The sequence below is a fragment of the Streptomyces sp. NBC_00539 genome (genome assembly GCF_036346105.1).
GTDB lineage: Bacteria > Actinomycetota > Actinomycetes > Streptomycetales > Streptomycetaceae > Streptomyces.
In genome coordinates this window covers 5300194-5318502 of record NZ_CP107811.1, presented here as the reverse complement: position 1 = coordinate 5318502, position 18309 = coordinate 5300194, and the positions used below count along the sequence as shown (strand labels likewise).

At 74.7% G+C, this 18309-nt stretch carries 16 protein-coding genes and 3 pseudogenes; 8 read left to right on the top strand and 11 right to left on the bottom strand.

What is annotated here, in order from left to right:
- Positions 1-1395, top strand: a complete 1395-nt coding sequence (locus OG861_RS23850) for a cobyrinate a,c-diamide synthase (RefSeq protein WP_329202094.1) — start codon at positions 1-3, stop codon at positions 1393-1395.
- A gap of 2 nt (positions 1396-1397) precedes the next feature.
- On the opposite strand, the gene OG861_RS23845 is transcribed toward OG861_RS23850, so the two are convergent.
- Positions 1398-2189, bottom strand: coding sequence for a ZIP family metal transporter (locus tag OG861_RS23845; RefSeq protein WP_329194215.1), 792 nt, complete (start codon positions 2187-2189; stop codon positions 1398-1400).
- Positions 2190-2275: 86 nt separating this feature from the next.
- Between OG861_RS23845 and cobC the strand changes: the two genes are divergently transcribed.
- Positions 2276-3730, top strand: coding sequence for an Rv2231c family pyridoxal phosphate-dependent protein CobC (gene cobC, locus OG861_RS23840; protein ID WP_443056474.1), 1455 nt, complete (start codon positions 2276-2278; stop codon positions 3728-3730).
- A 6-nt stretch (positions 3731-3736) separates the two neighbouring features.
- Here the strand turns inward: cobC and OG861_RS23835 are convergent.
- The 3 pseudogenes from OG861_RS23835 to OG861_RS23830 all read right to left on the bottom strand — a co-directional run.
- Positions 3737-3950, bottom strand: a pseudogene (locus tag OG861_RS23835) (tyrosine-type recombinase/integrase); the annotation flags it as partial.
- 233 nt (positions 3951-4183) lie between these two features.
- Positions 4184-4369 (bottom strand): annotated as a pseudogene (locus OG861_RS34295) (hypothetical protein); the annotation flags it as partial.
- Positions 4370-4578, bottom strand: a pseudogene (locus OG861_RS23830) (diaminopimelate epimerase); the annotation flags it as partial. It lies immediately after the preceding pseudogene.
- Positions 4579-5205: 627 nt separating this feature from the next.
- Between OG861_RS23830 and OG861_RS23825 the strand changes: the two are divergent.
- Positions 5206-6423 carry a CapA family protein gene (locus OG861_RS23825; protein ID WP_329194218.1) on the top strand — a complete coding sequence of 406 codons (1218 nt, stop codon included), beginning with the start codon at positions 5206-5208 and terminating at the stop codon, positions 6421-6423.
- A gap of 40 nt (positions 6424-6463) precedes the next feature.
- Here the strand turns inward: OG861_RS23825 and OG861_RS23820 are convergent, their stop codons facing one another.
- Positions 6464-7363 (bottom strand): SCO1860 family LAETG-anchored protein, encoded by a 900-nt coding sequence (locus tag OG861_RS23820; RefSeq protein WP_329194220.1) that lies wholly within the window; start codon positions 7361-7363, stop codon positions 6464-6466.
- A gap of 209 nt (positions 7364-7572) precedes the next feature.
- Positions 7573-8709, bottom strand: a complete 1137-nt coding sequence (locus tag OG861_RS23815) for an amidohydrolase family protein (protein WP_329194222.1) — start codon at positions 8707-8709, stop codon at positions 7573-7575.
- 64 nt (positions 8710-8773) lie between these two features.
- On the opposite strand from OG861_RS23815, the gene OG861_RS23810 reads away from it, so the two are divergent.
- Positions 8774-9841 carry a pyridoxal-phosphate-dependent aminotransferase family protein gene (locus OG861_RS23810; RefSeq protein WP_329202096.1) on the top strand — a complete coding sequence of 356 codons (1068 nt, stop codon included), beginning with the start codon at positions 8774-8776 and terminating at the stop codon, positions 9839-9841.
- Positions 9842-9871: 30 nt separating this feature from the next.
- Here the strand turns inward: OG861_RS23810 and OG861_RS23805 are convergent, their stop codons facing one another.
- From OG861_RS23805 to OG861_RS23785, 5 genes are all read right to left on the bottom strand, one after another.
- Positions 9872-10921, bottom strand: coding sequence for an aminotransferase class V-fold PLP-dependent enzyme (locus OG861_RS23805; RefSeq protein ID WP_329194224.1), 1050 nt, complete (start codon positions 10919-10921; stop codon positions 9872-9874).
- A 128-nt stretch (positions 10922-11049) separates the two neighbouring features.
- Complete coding sequence (locus OG861_RS23800; protein ID WP_329194226.1) at positions 11050-11760, bottom strand: DsbA family oxidoreductase; 711 nt, start codon at positions 11758-11760, stop codon at positions 11050-11052.
- A 74-nt stretch (positions 11761-11834) separates the two neighbouring features.
- Positions 11835-12326, bottom strand: coding sequence for a GNAT family N-acetyltransferase (locus OG861_RS23795; RefSeq protein WP_329194228.1), 492 nt, complete (start codon positions 12324-12326; stop codon positions 11835-11837).
- 62 nt (positions 12327-12388) lie between these two features.
- Entirely contained in the window at positions 12389-13837 is a 1449-nt protein-coding gene (locus OG861_RS23790; RefSeq protein ID WP_330261858.1) for a peptidoglycan D,D-transpeptidase FtsI family protein, read from the bottom strand.
- 102 nt (positions 13838-13939) lie between these two features.
- Positions 13940-14752 carry an IclR family transcriptional regulator gene (locus OG861_RS23785; RefSeq protein ID WP_329194232.1) on the bottom strand — a complete coding sequence of 271 codons (813 nt, stop codon included), beginning with the start codon at positions 14750-14752 and terminating at the stop codon, positions 13940-13942.
- A 154-nt stretch (positions 14753-14906) separates the two neighbouring features.
- Between OG861_RS23785 and OG861_RS23780 the strand changes: the two genes are divergently transcribed.
- The 4 genes from OG861_RS23780 (at position 14907) to OG861_RS23765 (ending at position 18247) form a co-directional block, all read left to right on the top strand.
- The gene (locus tag OG861_RS23780) at positions 14907-16430 is read left to right on the top strand and encodes an aldehyde dehydrogenase (NADP(+)) (RefSeq protein ID WP_329194235.1); all 1524 of its coding nucleotides are present in this window, start codon (positions 14907-14909) and stop codon (positions 16428-16430) included.
- A 52-nt stretch (positions 16431-16482) separates the two neighbouring features.
- The gene (locus OG861_RS23775) at positions 16483-16701 is read left to right on the top strand and encodes a hypothetical protein (protein ID WP_329194237.1); all 219 of its coding nucleotides are present in this window, start codon (positions 16483-16485) and stop codon (positions 16699-16701) included.
- A 52-nt stretch (positions 16702-16753) separates the two neighbouring features.
- Entirely contained in the window at positions 16754-17968 is a 1215-nt protein-coding gene (locus OG861_RS23770; RefSeq protein ID WP_329194239.1) for a TerD family protein, read from the top strand.
- Between the two features lie 102 nt (positions 17969-18070).
- The gene (locus OG861_RS23765; protein WP_330261857.1) at positions 18071-18247 is read left to right on the top strand and encodes a hypothetical protein; all 177 of its coding nucleotides are present in this window, start codon (positions 18071-18073) and stop codon (positions 18245-18247) included.
- The last annotated feature ends 62 nt before the right edge of the window (positions 18248-18309 follow it).

The window sequence follows — 18309 nt, the reverse complement described above, 5'->3', positions numbered from 1 at the left end:
ATGCCGCGGCTGGTGATCGCCGCGCCGTCCTCCGGGAGCGGCAAGACCACCGTGGCGACGGGCCTGATGGCGGCCTTCGCGGAGCGCGGCCTCGCCGTGTCCCCGCACAAGGCCGGGCCCGACTACATCGACCCCGGCTACCACGCGCTGGCCACCGGCCGGCCGGGGCGGAACCTCGACGCCTTCATGTGCGGGACGGATCTGGTCGCGCCGCTGTTCGCGCACGGGGCGGCGGGGTGCGACCTGGCGATCGTCGAAGGCGTGATGGGCCTGTACGACGGCGCCGCGGGGCGGGGTGAGCTCGCGTCGACGGCGCAGGTCGCGAAGTTGGTGCGGGCGCCGGTGGTGCTGGTGGTGGACGCCTCGTCGCAGTCCCGGTCGGTGGCCGCGCTGGTGCACGGTTTCGCGTCCTTCGACCCCCAGGTGCGCCTGGGCGGGGTGATCCTCAACAAGGTCGGCTCCGACCGGCACGAGGCGATGCTGCGGGAGGCGCTGGAGGAGGCCGGGATGCCGGTCCTGGGCGTCCTGCGGCGTGCCCCGCAGGTGGCGGCTCCGTCGCGGCACCTGGGGCTGGTCCCGGTCGCGGAGCGCCGGGCGGACGCCGTCTCCTCGGTCGCCGCCCTGGCGGCCCAGGTCCGCGCCGGCTGCGACCTCGACGCCCTGATGGCCCTGGCCCGCACGGCCCCGCCCCTGGACTGCGAGGCCTGGTCCCCGGAAGGGGCTCTGGCGCGGCATGATCCGGCCCCGTCGGCGTCCGGGGGGCAGGACCCGGGACAGGACCCCGGCCGCCGGCCGGTGGTCGCGGTCGCCGGCGGCCCCGCCTTCACGTTCTCCTACGCCGAGCACGCCGAACTCCTCAGCGCCGCCGGCGCGGACGTCGTCACCTTCGACCCGCTCCGGGACGAGGCCCTGCCCGACGGCACCACCGGACTGGTGATCGGCGGCGGATTCCCCGAGGTCTACGCCCCCGAGCTCTCCGCCAACGCCTCCCTCCGCCGCGCCGTCGCCGACTTCGCCGCAGCCGGCGGCCCCGTGGCGGCCGAGTGCGCCGGCCTGCTGTACCTGGCCCGGTCGCTGGACGGGAAGCCGATGTGCGGGGTGCTCGACGCCGACGCGCGGATGTCGGAGCGGCTGACGCTCGGCTACCGCGAGGCGGTGGCGGTGTCCGACAGCGCGCTCGCCGCGGCCGGAACCCGGCTGCGGGGGCACGAGTTCCACCGGACGGTGATCGAGCCGGGTGCCGGAGCGGCCCCCGCCTGGGGCTTCACGCATCCCGAACGCCGCGTCGAGGGCTTCGTCCGGGACGGTGTGCACGCCAGCTACCTGCACACGCACTGGGCGGCGCAGCCGTCCGTCGCCCGGCGGTTCGCACGCGCCGCAGCGGCCCGGCGGTGAGCTCAGTCCGCGAGGCCGACCACGAGCCAGATCCCGGCCACCCCGCCCACCGTGCACAGCAGCGTGGACAGGGCGGGGTGCCGGTGGTGCGCCTCGGGCAGGATCTCGGCGGCGGCCAGGTAGAGCAGGACGCCGGCGAAGAAGCCGAGGTACGCCCCGAGCGGTTCCTCCGGAAGAGTGAACAGCAAAGTGGAGGCGGCGCCCACGACCGGCGCGAGGGCGTCCGCGAAGAGCATCGTCTGCGCCTTGCGGCGGGCGTTGCCGTACAGGCTGGTGAGCGTGTACGTGTTGAAGCCGTCGGCGAAGTCGTGCGTGACGACGGCGAGGGCGACGGCCACGCCCATCCCGCCGCCGACCTGGAACGCGGCGCCCAGGGCCACCCCGTCGGCGAGGCTGTGGCCGACCATGGCGGCGGCCGCGGTGAGCCCGACCTCGGGGGCGCGGTGCGCGTGCTCGCGCGGGGCCTCGCCTCCCGCGCCGCGCGGGGCCCCGTCGTGGGCCGCGTGCGGGCCCCCGTTCTCCGCCCCGTGCGCGGCCTGCCGCACGGCGAGCAGGCGTTCACCGACGTGCGCGAGCAGGAAGCCGGTGACGAAGAGCAGCAGGGCGAGCGGGACGCCGAGCACCTCGTCGCCCGCCGCCCGCATCGCCTCGGGCAGCAGGTCCAGGCCCACGACGCCGAGCATCAGCCCGCCGGCCAGGCCCAGCACGAGGTGGCGCCGGTCGGTCACGCGCTGCGCCGTCCATCCGCCCGCCAGGGTCATCAGGAACGCGCCCAACGCCACGATCACGGCCATGTGCCCCTGAATACCGATTGTCGGCGCCGCGCGCACTTCCCCGCGCGGGCCGGGGACGCAGACGTATTGACGACGGCGGGCCGACAATGACCCGACAGGACGACGGAGGGAGTGCCCCGGTGGGCGAGTACGCGACCCGGCTGGTGGTAGGGGTGGGCGGACGTGCGGGGGTCTCCGTGGCGGAGGTCTGTGCGCTGGTCGAGGAGACGCTGCGGGGCGCGGGGCTGGCCACGGACGCGGTGACGGCCCTGGCCACGGTGGAGCCGAAGACGAAGGAGGCGGGTATCGCGGGCGCGGCGAAACGTTTCGGCGTGCCGTTGCTCGGCTACTCCGCGGAGAAGCTGGCCGGTATCCCGGTTCCGCACCCCTCGGACGCCGCGCGCGACGCCGCCGGCACCGCCTCGGTGGCGGAGGCCGCGGCGCTCGCGGGGGGCGGGGAACTCCTCGTACCCAAGCGCCGGTCGGTGGCTGCGACCTGCGCCGTCGCCACCGCGCAGGGGCACGACCTGCGCCATCACGGGGACGCGGAGGTGCGGGACGCGGACGGGGAGCTGGTCGACCTGGCGGTCAACGTACGGGCGGACACGCCCCCGGAGTGGCTCAAGCAGCGGATCGCCGCCTCGCTCGGGGATCTCGCCGCGTACCCGGACGGCCGGGCGGCCCGCGCGGCGGTGGCGCAGCGGCACGGGCTGCCGGCCGGGCGGGTGCTGTTGACGGCGGGGGCGGCGGAGGCGTTCGTGCTGATCGCGCGGGCCCTGGGCGCCGTACGGCCGGTGGTGGTGCACCCGCAGTTCACCGAGCCGGAGTCGGCCCTGCGGGACGCCGGCCACCGGGTGGAGCGGGTGGTGCTGCGGGCGGCGGACGGGTTCCGGCTGGACCCGGCGGCGGTGCCGGAGGAGGCCGACCTGGTGGTGGTCGGGAACCCGACCAACCCGACGTCGGTGCTCCACCCTGCGGCCACTGTGGCGGCGCTGGCCCGCCCGGGCCGCATCCTGGTCGTGGACGAGGCGTTCATGGACGCGGTCCCGGGCGAACGGGAGGCGCTGGCCGGGCGGACGGACGTGCCGGGGCTGGTCGTGCTGCGGAGCCTGACGAAGACCTGGGGGCTGGCGGGGCTGCGGATCGGGTACGTGCTGGCCGAGCCGGAGGTGATCGCGAAGCTGGCGGCGGCGCAGCCGCTGTGGCCGGTGTCCACGCCGGCCCTGGTGGCGGCGCAGGCGTGCATGACGCCGCAGGCGCTGGCGGAGGCCGAGGCGGTGGCGCGGCAGATCGCGGTGGACCGGGCGCATCTGCTCGCGGGACTCGCGGAGTTCGAGGAGATCTCGGTGTCGGGGGTGGCCGAGGGGCCGTTCGTCCTGATCCGGGTCCCGGGCGCCGAACAGATCCGCGCCCGCCTGCGCGCGCTGGGCTTCGCGGTCCGCCGCGGGGACACCTTCCCGGGCCTGGACGCCTCCTGGCTCCGCCTGGCAGTCCGCGACCGCCCCACGACGGGCCGCCTCCTGCAGGCCCTCGACCACGCCCTTGCGCTGTCCGCGCACTGACAGGGCACGCCGCAGCGCCGCTTGCTCCTCGGGCCGGGCGGGACCGTAGGCGGCGATGTGGACGAGCAGCCGCCGGCGCCGGCCCGGCTGCCGGGCGAGCGCGTCGACCTGGTCCAAGGTGGCGGTCTGCCGCTCGGCGGGCGACTCCTTGCCCGCGCCCTTGATCCGGCAGGGGTCGGATCGACTCGTCGTCGGCAGCGGTCTCCATGATCGCCTTGAGGGTGGCGCCCCACCGGGCACGGCGCCCCGCACCGGGGCCGACGCCACCCGACCGGGTCCGGACAGGGCCTCGGCGCCTCCCCGGTCGCGCCGTCGGGCGGGGCGCCGGACCGGACCGTCCCCGCCCTGCGGCCCGCGCCGCCCACCTGCCCCTCGGCCGGATGCTCGGCGGCGTCCACCTCAACGGCGGGGCCAACTGACCCGACCGGACCGGCCGGTGCGCGGGGCGGCGGCTCCGTCCACCGCGAAGACGGTGACTTCCCGGTCCTGGGCGAGTTCGGCGCGCAGGACGGTCCAGAAGGTGTCGGGGTCGGGCGCGGACTGCTGCCAGTCGAGCAGCCGCGACAGCCAGCCGGGCCGGGTGGGGTCGACGCGTTCCTCGTCGCAGTCGGCGGCTCCGCCGGTGGTGTACGGGTTGCCGGGGCCCCGGTCGACGACGAACTCGACGTTGACCCCGGTGGGGTAGGCGGACGCCGGGCTGAACGGCGGGGCGGTGAACAGGCTTCCGGCGTCGTCGAGGCTTTCGACGAACGCCACGGCGTGCGGGTTCCTCATGTTCACGTTCCGCGCGGGCCAGGTGCGCTCGCCGACCGAGACGTGACCTCACCCTCGGGCAGTTCGACGCGGCCGGACCGGGCAGCGCGCCCCCGTACCGGGGACGCCCCCCGGCGGGCCATTCGGGGCGGTCGTCCCGCCCCGCCGATCCGCGCCACCCGGACCACCGAGGTGGCTCGGCCCGCCCCGTCGGCCGGGCAGCCGGCCCGCTTGCCGCGGGCCCGCTGCGCGCCGCACCGCGCTCGTGGGCCACGCCCGCGCAGCCGGAGCGGAGGCTGGTGCACGGCCCTCGGCGCCGGGCGGCCGGCGACTCCGCAGCAGGGCCGGCCCTGCCTCACCCGGCCGGGGCAACCGGCCCGGCGTCAGGGTGCATGCCACGTGCCGAACGGCGCCCGGCCGCTGCCGTTGAGGGCGGTAGGGCCGGCCGGTGCCGGGTCGCATCCGTCGGCGCCGCCGGGCGGCCCGACACCGGCCCCGCCCGTCGACGGGGGGCAGCGCCGTGCATTGCGCCCGCCGGTCGGAACCGGGCCGCCCGCTCGCCCCACGCCGAACGGCGCCGGCGGGCCGGAGGTCCCTCGGCGGTAACCGCTTCGCCCGTCCGGGGCCGCCGCGGAGGGCCGGTGCGGCGGGGGTCGCATGGCGGGCTGCGGCCGGGTGCGGGAGGATCACGGGGCAGGAGTAGTGATCACGGGGGTGCGAGGGTGAAGGCGTTCGGGAAGATAGGCGCGGGACTGGGCGGGTTGGTCCTGGTGGGCGGGGCCGTGTGGGCCGTGCCCGTGGTGATGGGCAAGGGCGGCGGGGGCGCCACCGAGCAGCGGCTCGGGGCCGAGCCCCGGCGGGACGCGCCGGCCGCGGTCGGGGGCAAGCCGTTCACCCTGGTGGCGACCGGGGACCTGATCCCGTACCCCTCGATCATCCAGCGCGCGGCGGACGACGCCCACGGCACCGGCCAGAGCCACGACTTCCGCAAGATACTGGCCGGCGTCAAGCCCCTCGTCTTGGCCGCCGACCTGGCGATATGCCACCACGAGATACCATACGGGCCGCCCGGCGGCCCCTACACCGGCTACCCCGCCTTCAAGGCCCCGCACCAGCTGGCCGACGCCCTCAAGGACGCCGGGTACGACAGCTGCTCCACCGCCTCGAACCACACCCTCGACGCCGGCTACGACGGCCTGGCCCGCACCCTGGACCACCTCGACCGCGTCGGCGTCAAGCACGTCGGCTCGGCCCGCACGGCCGACGAGGCCAAGACGCCCGCCGTCCTCACGGCGGGCGGCGCGAAGGTCGCCCAGCTGGACTACACCTACGGGACGAACGGGATACCGCTCCCGTCCGGCAAGCCCTGGTCCGTCAACCTGATCGACCAGAACCGGATCATCGCCGACGCCCGGGCCGCCCGCGCGGCCGGCGCGAACGTCGTCGTCCTCAGCGTCCACTGGGGCACGGAGTGGCAGACCGCGCCCGACCGGCAGCAGAGCGACCTGGCCCAGGCCCTCACCGCCTCCCGCGCCCCCGACGGGCTCCCCGACATCGACCTGATCATCGGAACGCACAACCACGTGCCGCAGCCCTACGAGAAGATCAACGGTACATGGGTGGTCTACGGCATGGGCGACCAGATCGCCAGCTTCTACGAGCCCGCCCAGCTGCGCGGCAACATGTCCTCGGTGCCCCGCTTCACCTTCGCCCCGGCCGCCGCGCACCCGGGCCGCTGGGAGGTGGTGAAGGCCGAATACCTCACGCAGTACTCGGACATGGGGCCTCCGTTCCGCGTCGTGTGCACCTCCTGCGCCGCCGCCGACGGCTCGCTCACCGCCGACAAGCGGAGCGAATACGCCCGGGTCGACCAGCAGGTCACCGCCGCCGTGACCTCCCGCGGCGCGAGCGCCCAGGGGCTGGAGCACGCCACCCGCTGACGGATCCCCGCTGACGGGCCGCCGGCCGACGGATGCGGGGCTACGAGGTCTTGCGGCGCCGGGTGAGGACCAGCGCGCCCGCGCCGACGCCGAGCAGCAGCATCGCCCCGCCCGCCACGTAGGGCGTCGCCGAACTGCCGCCCGTTGCGGCGAGACCGGCCTTCACGGGCGTCGTGGCGCCGGGCACCGTCTGGGTCTTGACGTCGGCGGGGGCGCCCGGCGCCGGGGCTTCGCAGTGCGCCTCCGCCAGGACGATCTCGCCGTCGACCTGTGCCACGTTCAGTTTCAGCGGGTTGACCGACACCTTGAGGCGGAGCGCGGCCGCCGCGGCCGTGGTGGAGGTGGTCTGCGTACCGGACAGCTCCAGGTTGACCAGGCCGACCCCGGGGACCTCGACCTTGGTGGGGCCGCCCGCCGACAGGGTCACCTTCTTGCCGAGGACGGTGACGGCGCCGAGCACGTTCGAGGTGGCCACCGGCTTGCGGCCGGCCTCGCACACGGCCTTGGAGGTGACGTTCTCGACCTGGATCAGCGAGAGCAGCGGCAGTCCGGGCACGTGTACCTCGGCTTTGGCGAGGTGGGACCGCGCCTGCGCGCTCCGGGAGTCCGCGCCGGCCTCGGCGGTGGCCGCGTCCGCCCGCAGGACGCTGACGGGCCTGCCCTGCTCGGCCCCGTCGACGGTCACCGTGAGGGCGGTCTTCTCGGCCGTCGCCGCGGGGGCGCTGACCTCGTTGAGGGTGGCCCGGAGCGGAACGTGCACGGCCTTGCCCAGCAGGCCGACGTCGAGTCCGGCGCGCAGGACGACGGCGCCGGCCCTGCCCTCGCTCGCCGGGCCGGTCCCGGAACCGCCGGTGGCGGAGGCGGGCGGCGCGGTGAGCAGGGCCACCGCCCCCGTGGCGAGCAGGGCGGCCGCGGGCATGCGGAAGGTGTTGCTGTTCAAGGTGGTGGAACCCCCGGGGAGTTGGGTGCCGCCGCGCGGCCAATGGGGGACATCGCGCACGCCGACGGCTTCGACTCCCGGATTCTTTAAGCAGTGTGGGTGAACGAAGGCACACCTGACGCGACTTCACCCCAAAGGGTGGTTTCCGAGCAAGGGTGCGAATCATCGGCCCCGGGGAGAACGGGAGTTCCCCCTGGCACACCCCGGTCTCACGCCCGGATGCCCCCGTCGACCACCACCCGCAGCGGCTGCGCCAGCGTCCCGACGTCGGCCCGCGGGTCCGAGCCGTAGACCACGAGGTCCGCCGGCGCGCCCTCGGTCAGGCCGGGCCTGCCGAGCCATTCGCGGGCCGCCCAGGCGGTGGCCGAGAGGGCGTCCGACGCCGGGATCCCGGCCTTCACCAGCTCCGCGACCTCGGCGGCGACCAGGCCGTGCGGCAGGGAGCCGCCCGCGTCGGTGCCGACGTAGACCGGGACCCCCGCGTCGTAGGCGGCGCGCACGGTGTCGTACCGGCGCTCGTGCAGCCGCCGCATGTGCGCCGACCAGGCCGGGAACTTCGCCTCGCCGCCGGCCGCCAGCTTGGGGAACGTCGCGATGTTCACCAGGGTCGGGACGATGGCCACGCCGCGCTCCGCGAACAACGGGATGGTGTCCTCGGTGAGTCCGGTGGCGTGCTCGATGCAGTCGATGCCCGCCTCGACCAGGTCGCGCAGCGAGTCCTCGGCGAAGCAGTGTGCGGTGACGCGTGCGCCCAGGCGGTGCGCCTCGGCGATGGCCGCCTCGACCTCCGCGCGCGGCCAGCACGCGGTCAGGTCCCCGGCGTCGCGGTCGATCCAGTCGCCGACCAGCTTGACCCAGCCGTCGCCGCGCCGCGCCTCGCGCCCCACGTACTCCACGAGGTCGGCCGGTTCGATCTCGTGCGCGTAGTTGCGGATGTACCGGCGGGTCCGGGCGATGTGCCGGCCCGCCCGGATGATCTTCGGCAGGTCTTCGCGGTCGTCGATCCAGCGGGTGTCCGAGGGTGATCCGGCGTCGCGGATCAGGAGCGTGCCGGCGTCGCGGTCGGCGAGCGCCTGGAGTTCGGCGGTCTCGGCGTCGACGGGGCCTTGGGCGTCGAGGCCCACGTGGCAGTGCGCGTCGACCAGGCCCGGCAGGGTCCAGCCGGTGACCGTGGTGATCTCGCGGGCGGCGCGCGGCCGCTCGTAGGAGATCCGGCCGCCGATCACCCACAGTTCGTCGCGTACGTCGTCGGGTCCGACCAGCACCCGCCCCTTGACGTGCAGCACTTCGCCCTCGGACCCGCCGCCGGCCCGGCCCGCTCCGCCCACCTCACGCGCATCGCTCATGGCGGCACCTTACGTCCGTGCTGGGTAGGCTCGGCCGGTGACCCCGGACGAAGAGAGCACCGCCGTGACCCACCCCCTGCTCGGCCTCCCGCCGCTGACCGCCGACCGTTTCGCGTCGATCGAGCGCGGGGTGGCCGAGCTGCTCGGCACCCGCCAGGACGTGGTCGTCACGCAGGGCGAGGCGCTGCTGCCGCTGGAGGCGTGCATCCGCTCGGGGGCCCGTCCCGGTTCGACCGCGCTGAACATCGTGACGGGCCCGTACGGGACCACGTTCGGCAACTGGCTGCGCGACTGCGGGGCGACGGTGGTGGACCTGGCGGTGCCGTTCCACACCGCCGTCACCGGGGAGCAGGTCGCCGAGGCGCTGGCCGCGCACCCCGGGACCGACTTCGTGTCGCTGGTGCACGCCGAGGCCGCGACGGGCAACACCAACCCGGTCGCGGAGATCGGCGAGGCCGTGAGGGCCCACGGCGCGCTCTTCATGCTGGACGCGGTGGCGTCGGTGGGGGCGGAGCCGCTGCTCCCCGACGCGTGGGGCGTGGACCTGTGCGTGATCGGCGCGCAGAAGGCGATGGGCGGCCCGGCGGGCGTCTCGGCGGTGTCGGTCTCGGAGCGCGCCTGGGCCCGTTTCGCGGAGAACCCGGCCGCGCCCCGGCGCTCGTACCTGTCGCTGCTGGACTGGAAGGAGCGATGGATCGACGCCGGCCGCACGACGTTGCTGCACGCTCCCGCGCAGTTGGAGATGCTGGCGCTGGAGGCCTGCCTGGACCGGATCGCCGCCGAGGGGCTGCCCGCGGTGACGGGCCGGCACGCGGCCGCGGCCGCCGCGACCCGTGCGGGTGCGACGGCGCTGGGCGTGGCCCCGTACGTCCCGGTGGCGGTGGAGGCGGCGCCGGTGGCGACGACCCTGCGGGTGGCGGACGCCTCCTCCGTGGTGGCGAAGGCGCTGGCGGCGGACCCGGCGGCCCCGCTCGCGGCGGGCGGCGGGGCGCTGGCCCGGGAGATGGTCCGGGTCAACCACTACGGTCCGGCGGCCTCGCCGGACGCGGTGCGGGCGGCCCTGACCGCCCTGGCCTCGGCCCTGTCGGTCGACCCCGCCCCGGCGCTCGCCGCGGCGGCCGGGGCCTGGTAGGCGGCCCGTTGGCCGGCCGCGGCGGGCGGGTCAGCCGTCGAGGACGTCCAGCAGCCGGTCGACGTCCGCTTCGGTGTTGTAGAGGTGGAACGAGGCCCGCAGGCCGCCCGCGCGGGCCGATGTGACGATGCCCGCGGCCTCCAGCGCGGGCTGGCGGTGGGCCAGGCCGGGGACGGTGACGATCGGGGTCGTGCCCGCGACCGGTTCGTGGCCCAGGCGCGCGAGGCCGGCCCGGTAGCGGTCGGCCAGGGCGGTGTCGTGCGCGTGGACGGCGGCGACGCCGATCCGCTCCAGCAGCGCCAGCGAGGGCTCGGCGGCGTGGTAGCCGAGGAAGGCCGGGGACTCGTCGAAGCGCCGGGCCCCTGCGGCCAGTCGGGGCATCGGCCCGTAGGTGGCGTCCCAGACGGACTCCGCCGCCACCCAGCCGGCGTGCAGCGGGGTGAGGGTGTCCTCGGCCTCCTCCGACACGGTGAGGTACGAGGCCCCTCGTGCACCGAGCAGCCACTTGTAGCCCGCGGTGACGGTGAAGTCGTAGGGCGCGGCGTCGAAGGGCACGCAGCCCGCGGCCTGGGTCGCGTCGACGAGCATCCGCGCGCCGTGGGCGGCGGTCGCGGCCCGTACCGCCGCGAGGTCGGCGCTGCGGCCGTCGGCGGACTGTACGGCGGACAGCGAGACGAGCGCGGTGCCGGGGCCGACGGCTTCGGCGAGCGACTCCAGCGGGGCGAACCGGACCTTGAGGTCGTCGCGCACCACGAAGGGGTTCATCACCGAGGCGAAGTCCCCTTCGGGACAGAGGACTTCGGCTCCGGCGGGGAGTGCGGCCGCGACGAGGCCGACGTGCGTCGCCACGGAGGAACCGAGCGCCACCCGCTCGACGGGCACGCCGACGAGCCGGGCGAAGGCGGCCCGCACCCGGCCCACCCGGTCGAAGTCCCCGAATCCGGCCGGGTCCCCGGCCCCGGCCGCCTCGGCCAGGGCCCGGACCGCGGCGACGGCGGAGCGCGGGAGCACCCCGCAGCTCGCCGTGTTGAGGTAGGTGGTGGAGTGTGCGAACTCGGCGCTGAGGGCGGGGAGGTCCATGCCCTCCACTCTGCGCCAGGGCTGGGCCGGCGTCCATGCCCGGTACGCCGGGAGAACGGCCTACGCCTGAACCCGACGGCCCACGTGTGGAGGACGGCTCACGCCCGGACGGCGCACGCCCGGACGGCTCACGCCCGGGGGACGGCGCACTCCCCGTCGGGCTCGCAGGCCTCGCCGCCCTCCGCCTCGGGCGGGGTGACCTCGCGGCCGGCCCACGCCTGCTCCAGCGCCTGGGTGAACACCTCGGCGGGCTGCCCGCCGGAGATGCCGTAACGGCGGTCCAGGACGAAGAACGGTACGGCGTTCGCGCCCAGTTCGGCCGCCTCCCGCTCGTCGGCGCGCACGTCCTCGGCGTAGGCGTGGTCGTCGGCGAGGACCGTACGGGCCTGCGCCTCCTCCAGCCCGGCCTCGACGGCGAGCGCCACCAGCACCTCGGGGTCGAAGACGCTGCGCTCGTCGGCGAAGTTGGCGCGGTAGACCAGGTCGAGCAGTTCCTCCTGGCGGCCCCGGGCTGCGGCCAGGTGCAGCAGGCGGTGGATGTCGAAGGTGTTGCCGTTGTCGCGGCCCTCCACCCGGTATTCCAGTCCCTCGCCGCGCGCACTGGCGGCGCCGTGCTCCTCCATGCCGCGGGCCTCGTCGAGGGTCCGGCCGTACTTCTCGGCCAGCATCTCCACGACGGGCACGGTCACGCCCTTGGGACCGTTCGGGTCGAGCTCGAAGGACCGGAAGACGACCTCCACCTCGTCGCGGTGCGCGAATCCCGCCAGCCCCTTGGTAAAGCGGGCCTTTCCGACATAACACCACGGGCACGCGACATCGGCCCATATCTCTACGCGCATGATCCTTCTTCTCTCGGGAGCCTCCCGGTCGGCGGGACCGGACGGTTTCCCCTTCAACCATCTGCCGGAACGTCTCATTCCCCGGACGGGGCTCCCACGCTCAGCCACAGCGTGACGTGCGTGCCGGACCGGGGGACCCCGGGGTCCGGGCGCCAGCCGTGGGCGGCGTAGAAGGACTGCGCGCGCAGGTTGTGCCCGTAGACCTCCAGCCGGGCCCGGCGTATGCCCGCCCGGCGCCAGGCGTCCAGGCACGCGGCGTGCAGCGCCGCGCCGGTGCCGCGGCGCCAGTGGGCGGGGTCCACGTGCAACTGGGTGAGGACGCTTTCCCCCTCGTCGGTGCGGAACGCCGCGACGCCGGTGAGGACGCCGTCCTGTTCGGCGCAGAACATCCCGCCCTCGGAGGCGGTCCGGGCGAGGGCACGGCACCAGCCCTCGCGGGTGCGCGCGAGCTCGGCCTGACCCCCGTACTCCTCCTCGGGGATGTGGCCCTGGTAGTAGGTGGCCCGTGCCCGGGTGTGCAGGGCGGCGATGGCGTCGAGATCGTCGACGTGTGCGGTCCTGATCATGAAAAAGGAAACGCGCCGGGAACCGTGGCGGTTCCCGGCGCGGCTCCCCGCACGGCAGGGGGCTACTTCTTGAGCCACGCCGCCATCATCTTCTGGGCGATGGGGGCGGCCAGCCTGCCGCCGCCGATCTCGGAGCGGTCGGTGTCCGAGTTCTCGATCACGACGGCCACGGCGATCTGCTTGCCGTCGAGCTTCCCGTACGAGGTGAACCAGGCGAGCGGCGGCAGGCTGTTGTTCACGCCGCGCTGCGCGGTACCCGTCTTGCCGCCGACCTCGGCGCCCGCCACCTGCGCCGGCTTGCCGCCGCCTTGCGTGGCGACGGTGCGCATGGCGTCCTGGAGCATCGAGGCGGTCTTGGCGCTCATCACCTGGTCCGACTTGGGGTCCTTGAAGCTCTCCAGCACGTTGCCGCCGGAGTCGGTGACCTCCGAGACCACGTGCGGGGCGACGAGCTTGCCGCCGTTCTCGATCGCCGACGTCACCATGGCCATCTGGAGGGGCGTGGCCTGGACGTCGAACTGGCCGATACCGGTCTGTGCGACCTGGTCGACCGACATCTTCTGCGACGGGTACTTGCTGGCGGGCCGGGCGGTGACGGGGGTGGCGGTCTCCTTGTTGAAGCCCAGCTTCTCCGCCATCGCCCGCATCTTGTCCTGGCCGAGCTTGGAGGCCAGTTCGGCGAAGACGTTGTTGCAGGACAGCCGGAGCGCGGTGCGCACGGACACGTTGTTGCAGCCGTCGTTGCCGGCCTCGCTGGGCAGGGCGGTGCGGGTGCCCGGGATCGTGTACGCGCCGGGGATGCCGGTGGGCGCGTCGATGTCGGAGACCAGGCCGTTCTCGATGGCCGCCGCCATGGTGACGAGCTTGAAGGTGGAGCCGGGGGCCTGCGGCTTGCGCAGCGCCACGTTCTCCATCGCCTTGCCCTGGTCGGCGGAGAGCTCCTTCCAGGCCTGCTCGTCGGTGGCGCCCGTGATCCGGCCCGGGTCGAAGGACGGGTTGTTGACCATCGCGAGGATCTGGCCGGTCGCCGGGTCGATGGCCACGGCGGAGCCCTGCTTGCCCTGCAGCGCGTCGTAGGCCGCCTTCTGGACGCCCTTGTCGATGGTGGTCAGCACGTTGCCCCGGGAGGCGCGCTTGTTGGTGAGGATGTCCATCGGCGTCTTGAGCCGGCTGTCGGAGCCGTTGAGGACGTTCTTGTAGACGCCCTCCAGCATGCTCACGCCGTAGGCCTGGGAGCTGTAGCCGGTGATCGGCGCGTACAGCGGGCCGTCGACGTAGGTGCGCTTGTACTGGAAGTCCTTGCCGCCGGTCTTCACCGAGCCGGTGATCGCCTCGCCGCCCACGATGATGTTCCCCAGCGGGTTCTCGTACTGCCCGATGAGGTTGCGCCGGTTGTGCTTGTCGTCTGCGAGCGCCTGGCCTTGGTACGCCTGCACCCAGGTGACCCGTACCAAGAGGGCCGCCACCAGAAGCAGACAGAAGACCGACGCGCGCCTGATCGTCTTGTTCATCCCCCGGAAAGACGTACGAGCGGCCTCGGGCGTTCCGCTCTGCCCCGATTGTGGCCGGGTTCTCAGCCTTTCCTCATGATTCGCCGGCCGCGGGGGCGCGCCTCACATCCGGCGCGTCACCACCGACAGCCGGTCGCGGGCCTCGAACAGGGCCGCCTTGATGGTCTGCTCGTGCTGCGGGGTCAGCCGGGCGACCGGCACCGAGCAGCTGACCGCGTCGCGCGCCGGGGTCCGGTAGGGCACCGCCACGCCGAAGCAGCGCAGTCCGAGGGTGTTCTCCTCCCGGTCGACCGCGTACCCCTGCTCCCGCACCAGCGCCAGCTCGTCCACGAGCCGCTCCCGGTCGGTGAGGGTGTGCTCGGTGACCGCCTCCAGCCGCCGCGGCAGCAGTGCGCGCACCTCGTCGTCGGTGTGGGTGGCCAGCAGCGCCTTGCCGAGGGCCGTGGAGTGCACGGGGAGCCGGCGCCCGACCCGGGTGAAGGGCCGCAGGTAGTGCTGGGACTGCCGGGTCGCGAGGTAGACCACGCTCGTCCCGTCCATCCGGGCCAGGTGGATCGTCTCCGTCGTGTCGTCGGAGAGCCGGTCCAGGGTGGGCCGGGCCGCGGCGACGACCTCGTCGCCGTCGATGTAGGAGCTGCCGACGAGCAGGGCGCGCACGCCGATGCCGTACCGGGTGCCGGTGGCGTCGGTCTCGACCCAGCCCAGGTTCACCAGCGTGCGCAGCAGCATGTACAGGCTGGACTTGGGGAGCGAGAGGTCGTGCTGGATGTCGGCGAGACTGTGCAGCCCGGGCCTCGCCGCGAAGTGCTCGAGCAACATGACCGTGCGCACGGCCGACTTGACGGCCGCCGGAGCTCCCGGACCGACCGCTTGCGCCACTCCGTCCCCCGGCGCCCCGGGCCCACCTGTGGTCATCGGCGTTCGTGCCCCTCTTGTCTCGTTTCCCTTGTCAACCGGGAAGACGCGGAAATAGAGTCCACGCTGGATGTGATCATTCATCCATCGGAACGGTGTTCAGAATACTGAACGACACCGCTCGGGTCGGCGTAGATCCAGGAGGCAGTGCGCCATGGCAGCAACACCAGTCTGGAGTGTGGACCCCCGCACCGGGAAGCAGCTCGGCCGGGTTGCGGTGGAGGCCACACCCCGGGACGTGGACGAGGCCGTACGCGCCGCGCACGCCGCCCGTGGGGCACTGGCCGACCGCGCCGCCCGCACCGCGTTCCTGCGCGGGGCCGCCGAGCTGCTGGACGGGGCCGCGGACGAGGTCGCCGAAGCCGCCGACGCCGAGACCGCGCTCGGGTCCGGCCGCCTCACCGGGGAGCTGGCCCGCACCACCGGCCAGCTGCGGGCCTTCGCCGACGCCGTCGACGAGGGCTCCTACCTCGACATCCGCATCGACCGCGCCGATCCGTCGCTGAGCCCGCCGCGCCCCGAACTGCGCCGCTACAAGGTGCCGCTGGGCGTGGTCGCCGTCTACGCCGCCTCCAACTTCCCGCTCGCCTTCTCCGTCCCCGGCGGGGACACCGCCAGCGCCCTGGCCGCCGGCTGCCCCGTGGTCGTCAAGGCGCACCCGGACCACCCGGCGACCTCCGAGCTGTGCGCGGCGTTGCTGCGCCGGGCGGCGGTGCGGGCCGGGCTGCCGGCCGAGGTCGTCTCCGTCGTCCACGGGTTCGGGGCGGGGCTGGAGCTGATCCGCCACCCGCTCGTCACGGCGGCCGGGTTCACCGGTTCGATCCGGGGCGGGCGGGCCCTGTTCGACGCGGCCGCCGCCCGGCCCGTGCCGATCCCCTTCCACGGCGAACTGGGCTCCCTCAACCCCGTCGTGGTCACCCCGGCGGCGGCCGCCGAGCGGGCCGAGGAGATCGGTACGGGGCTCGCGGGCTCGCTCACGCTCGGGGTCGGCCAGTTCTGCGTCAAGCCGGGTCTCGCCCTCGTCCCGGAGGGTCCGGACGGCGACCGCCTCACCGCGGCGCTCGGCAAGGCGCTCGGCGAGACCGGTCCGGGGGTGCTGCTGGACCACCGGATGCGGGACGCCTTCGTCGCCGGGGTCCGGGAGCGGTCGGCCCTGCCCGGGGTCGAGGCGCCCGTCCCGCCGGGCCCGGACGGGGAACACCGCGTCGCGGCCGGGTACCTGACCGTGCCGGCCCGGACCCTCCTCGACGGCGGCCCGTCCTACGAGGTGCTCCTGGAGGAGTGCTTCGGCCCGGTGGGCGTCGTCGTCCGGTACGCCGGACCCGAGGCGGCCGAGGTGCTGGGGCGGCTCGGCGGCAACCTGAGCGCCACCCTCCAGCTCTCGGCGGCCGAGACCGGGGGCGCGGCCGGGCCGGCCGGCGAACTGATCGGACAGGTCACCGCGTTGGCCGGGCGGATCGTGGTGAACGGCTGGCCGACCGGGGTCGCGGTGGCGCCGGCCCAGCACCACGGGGGGCCGTACCCGGCGGCGACCTCGCACTCCACCTCGGTCGGCGCCACCGCCATCGAGAGGTGGCTGCGGCCGGTGGCGTACCAGTCGGTGCCGGACGCCCTGCTCCCGCCGGAGCTGCGCGAGGACGACCCGCTGGGACTTCCGCGCCGGGTCACGGGGGCCTGACGGCGGACAAATGCGTTGCCGCCCCGCCCCGGGGCCCGGCAGGCTGCCGCCCATGCCGAAGCCGCACGGGTTCACGTACGAGAGACAGGGCGACCGCGTCGTCGTCACGCACCGGGGCCGGGCCGCGGGCACCCTGCGGGGGGCCCGGGCCGAGAAGTTCCTCGCCGAGGTGGAGTCGGGCGACGCCCAGCTGGTCATGGCCCGCTGGACCGGCTCCTACAAGTTCGGCAACGAGCGCGCGGCCCGCGACCACCCGCGCAACCGGGGCTGAGAATCCTGCGAGGGTAAGGGAACGGCAAAGCGGTGCCGGTCGTTCTCCGGGCATGACCGCTATGACCCCTGGTTCCAACCTGCCGCTCCACACCGTCCGCGTGACGGTCGACGTGGCTGCCCCGGTGCGTCTCGACGTCTCGGGGCTCCTCCTCACGGCGGACGGCAAGGTGCGCTCCGACGCCGATTTCATCTTCTACAACCAGCCGTCCGGACCGGGCGTGGACTACCGGTCCGGCGGCGGCTCGGCGCCGGACTCGATCACCGTCGACACCGCCGCCCTGCCCCCGGGCATCGAGCGGATCGTGGTGACGGCGAGCCCGGACGCCGCCGGGCAGACCTTCCAGGGCATCGAACCCACCGCCACCGTGCGGGACGCGGCGAGCGGCGCTGTGATCGCCACGTTCACACCGCCGCAGCTCGGCGCGGAGACCGCCCTCGTGGTGGTGGAGGTGTACCAGCGCGGCGGCGTGTGGAAGGTGCGCGCCGTGGGCCAGGGGTACGCCAACGGCCTCGCCGGCATCGCCACGGACTTCGGGGTCTCGGTGGACGAGGAGCCCCCCGCGGCCGCCCCCGCCGCGACCGCCCCGCCGGTCGCCGCGGCCCCCGCCGTCGCCCCGCCGATGCCCGCGGCGGCGCCCGCGGCGCCCCTGACGCCGCCGGCGCCGGCAGCCGCACCCGCCGGTACCGGGAAGATCAACCTCGACAAGGGGCGGGTCAGCCTCCAGAAGAACCAGACCGTCTCCCTCGTCAAGGGGGGCCGCCCGCTGCTTTCCCAGGTGAAGATGGGCCTCGGCTGGGAGCCGGCGTTCGGCGGCCGGGCCATCGACCTCGACGCGTCCGTCATCGCCTACGGCCCGCAGCGCAACCACATCGACAGTTGCTACTTCGGCAAGCTCTCGATCCTCGGCGGAGCCGTCAAGCACTCGGGCGACAACCTGACCGGCGAGGGTGCCGGGGACGACGAGGTCATCGTCGTGGACCTCGGCCGGCTGCCCGCCGAGGCCACCGGCCTGGTCTTCACCGTCAACTCCTTCTCGGGCCAGAAGTTCACCGAGGTGGCGAAGGCCTACTGCCGCCTCATCGATGCGGCGAGTGACGAGGAGCTGGTCCGCTTCGACCTCACCGGCGCGGAGCCGCAGACGGGCGTCATGATGGCCAAGTTGATCAAGCAGTTCAGCGGCGAGTGGGAGATGACGGCCATGGGTGACTTTGTGAAGTCCCGCACAGTGCGGGGCATGGTCAAACCGGCCGCTGAGGCACTCTGAGCAGGTGGGCGGCCACATTGCGCAACCGGCGGCCGGGCCGGGTGAGGGATGCCACCCCTAAATGGGGGGTGACTGTCAGTGGCCGCCCGTAGCCTTGTACTCATGCAGAAGACACTTGAGCCCGCGGGTCCGGCCCGCCCGTCCGCCGCAGAGGCGAACGCGGCGATCCGGCACCTCGTCGAGACCCGGGTGGACGACGAGTGGCCCTCCGAGGCATACGAATTCCTGCTTGAGGAATGGGCCGCGGCCTCCCGCGCGGAGGCCGCCCCGGCCCTGTAGGGGCCGGTAGCCGGCCGGGCCGCAAGGGCCCGGCCGTCCGCCGGCGTCGCCGCCCGGCGTCC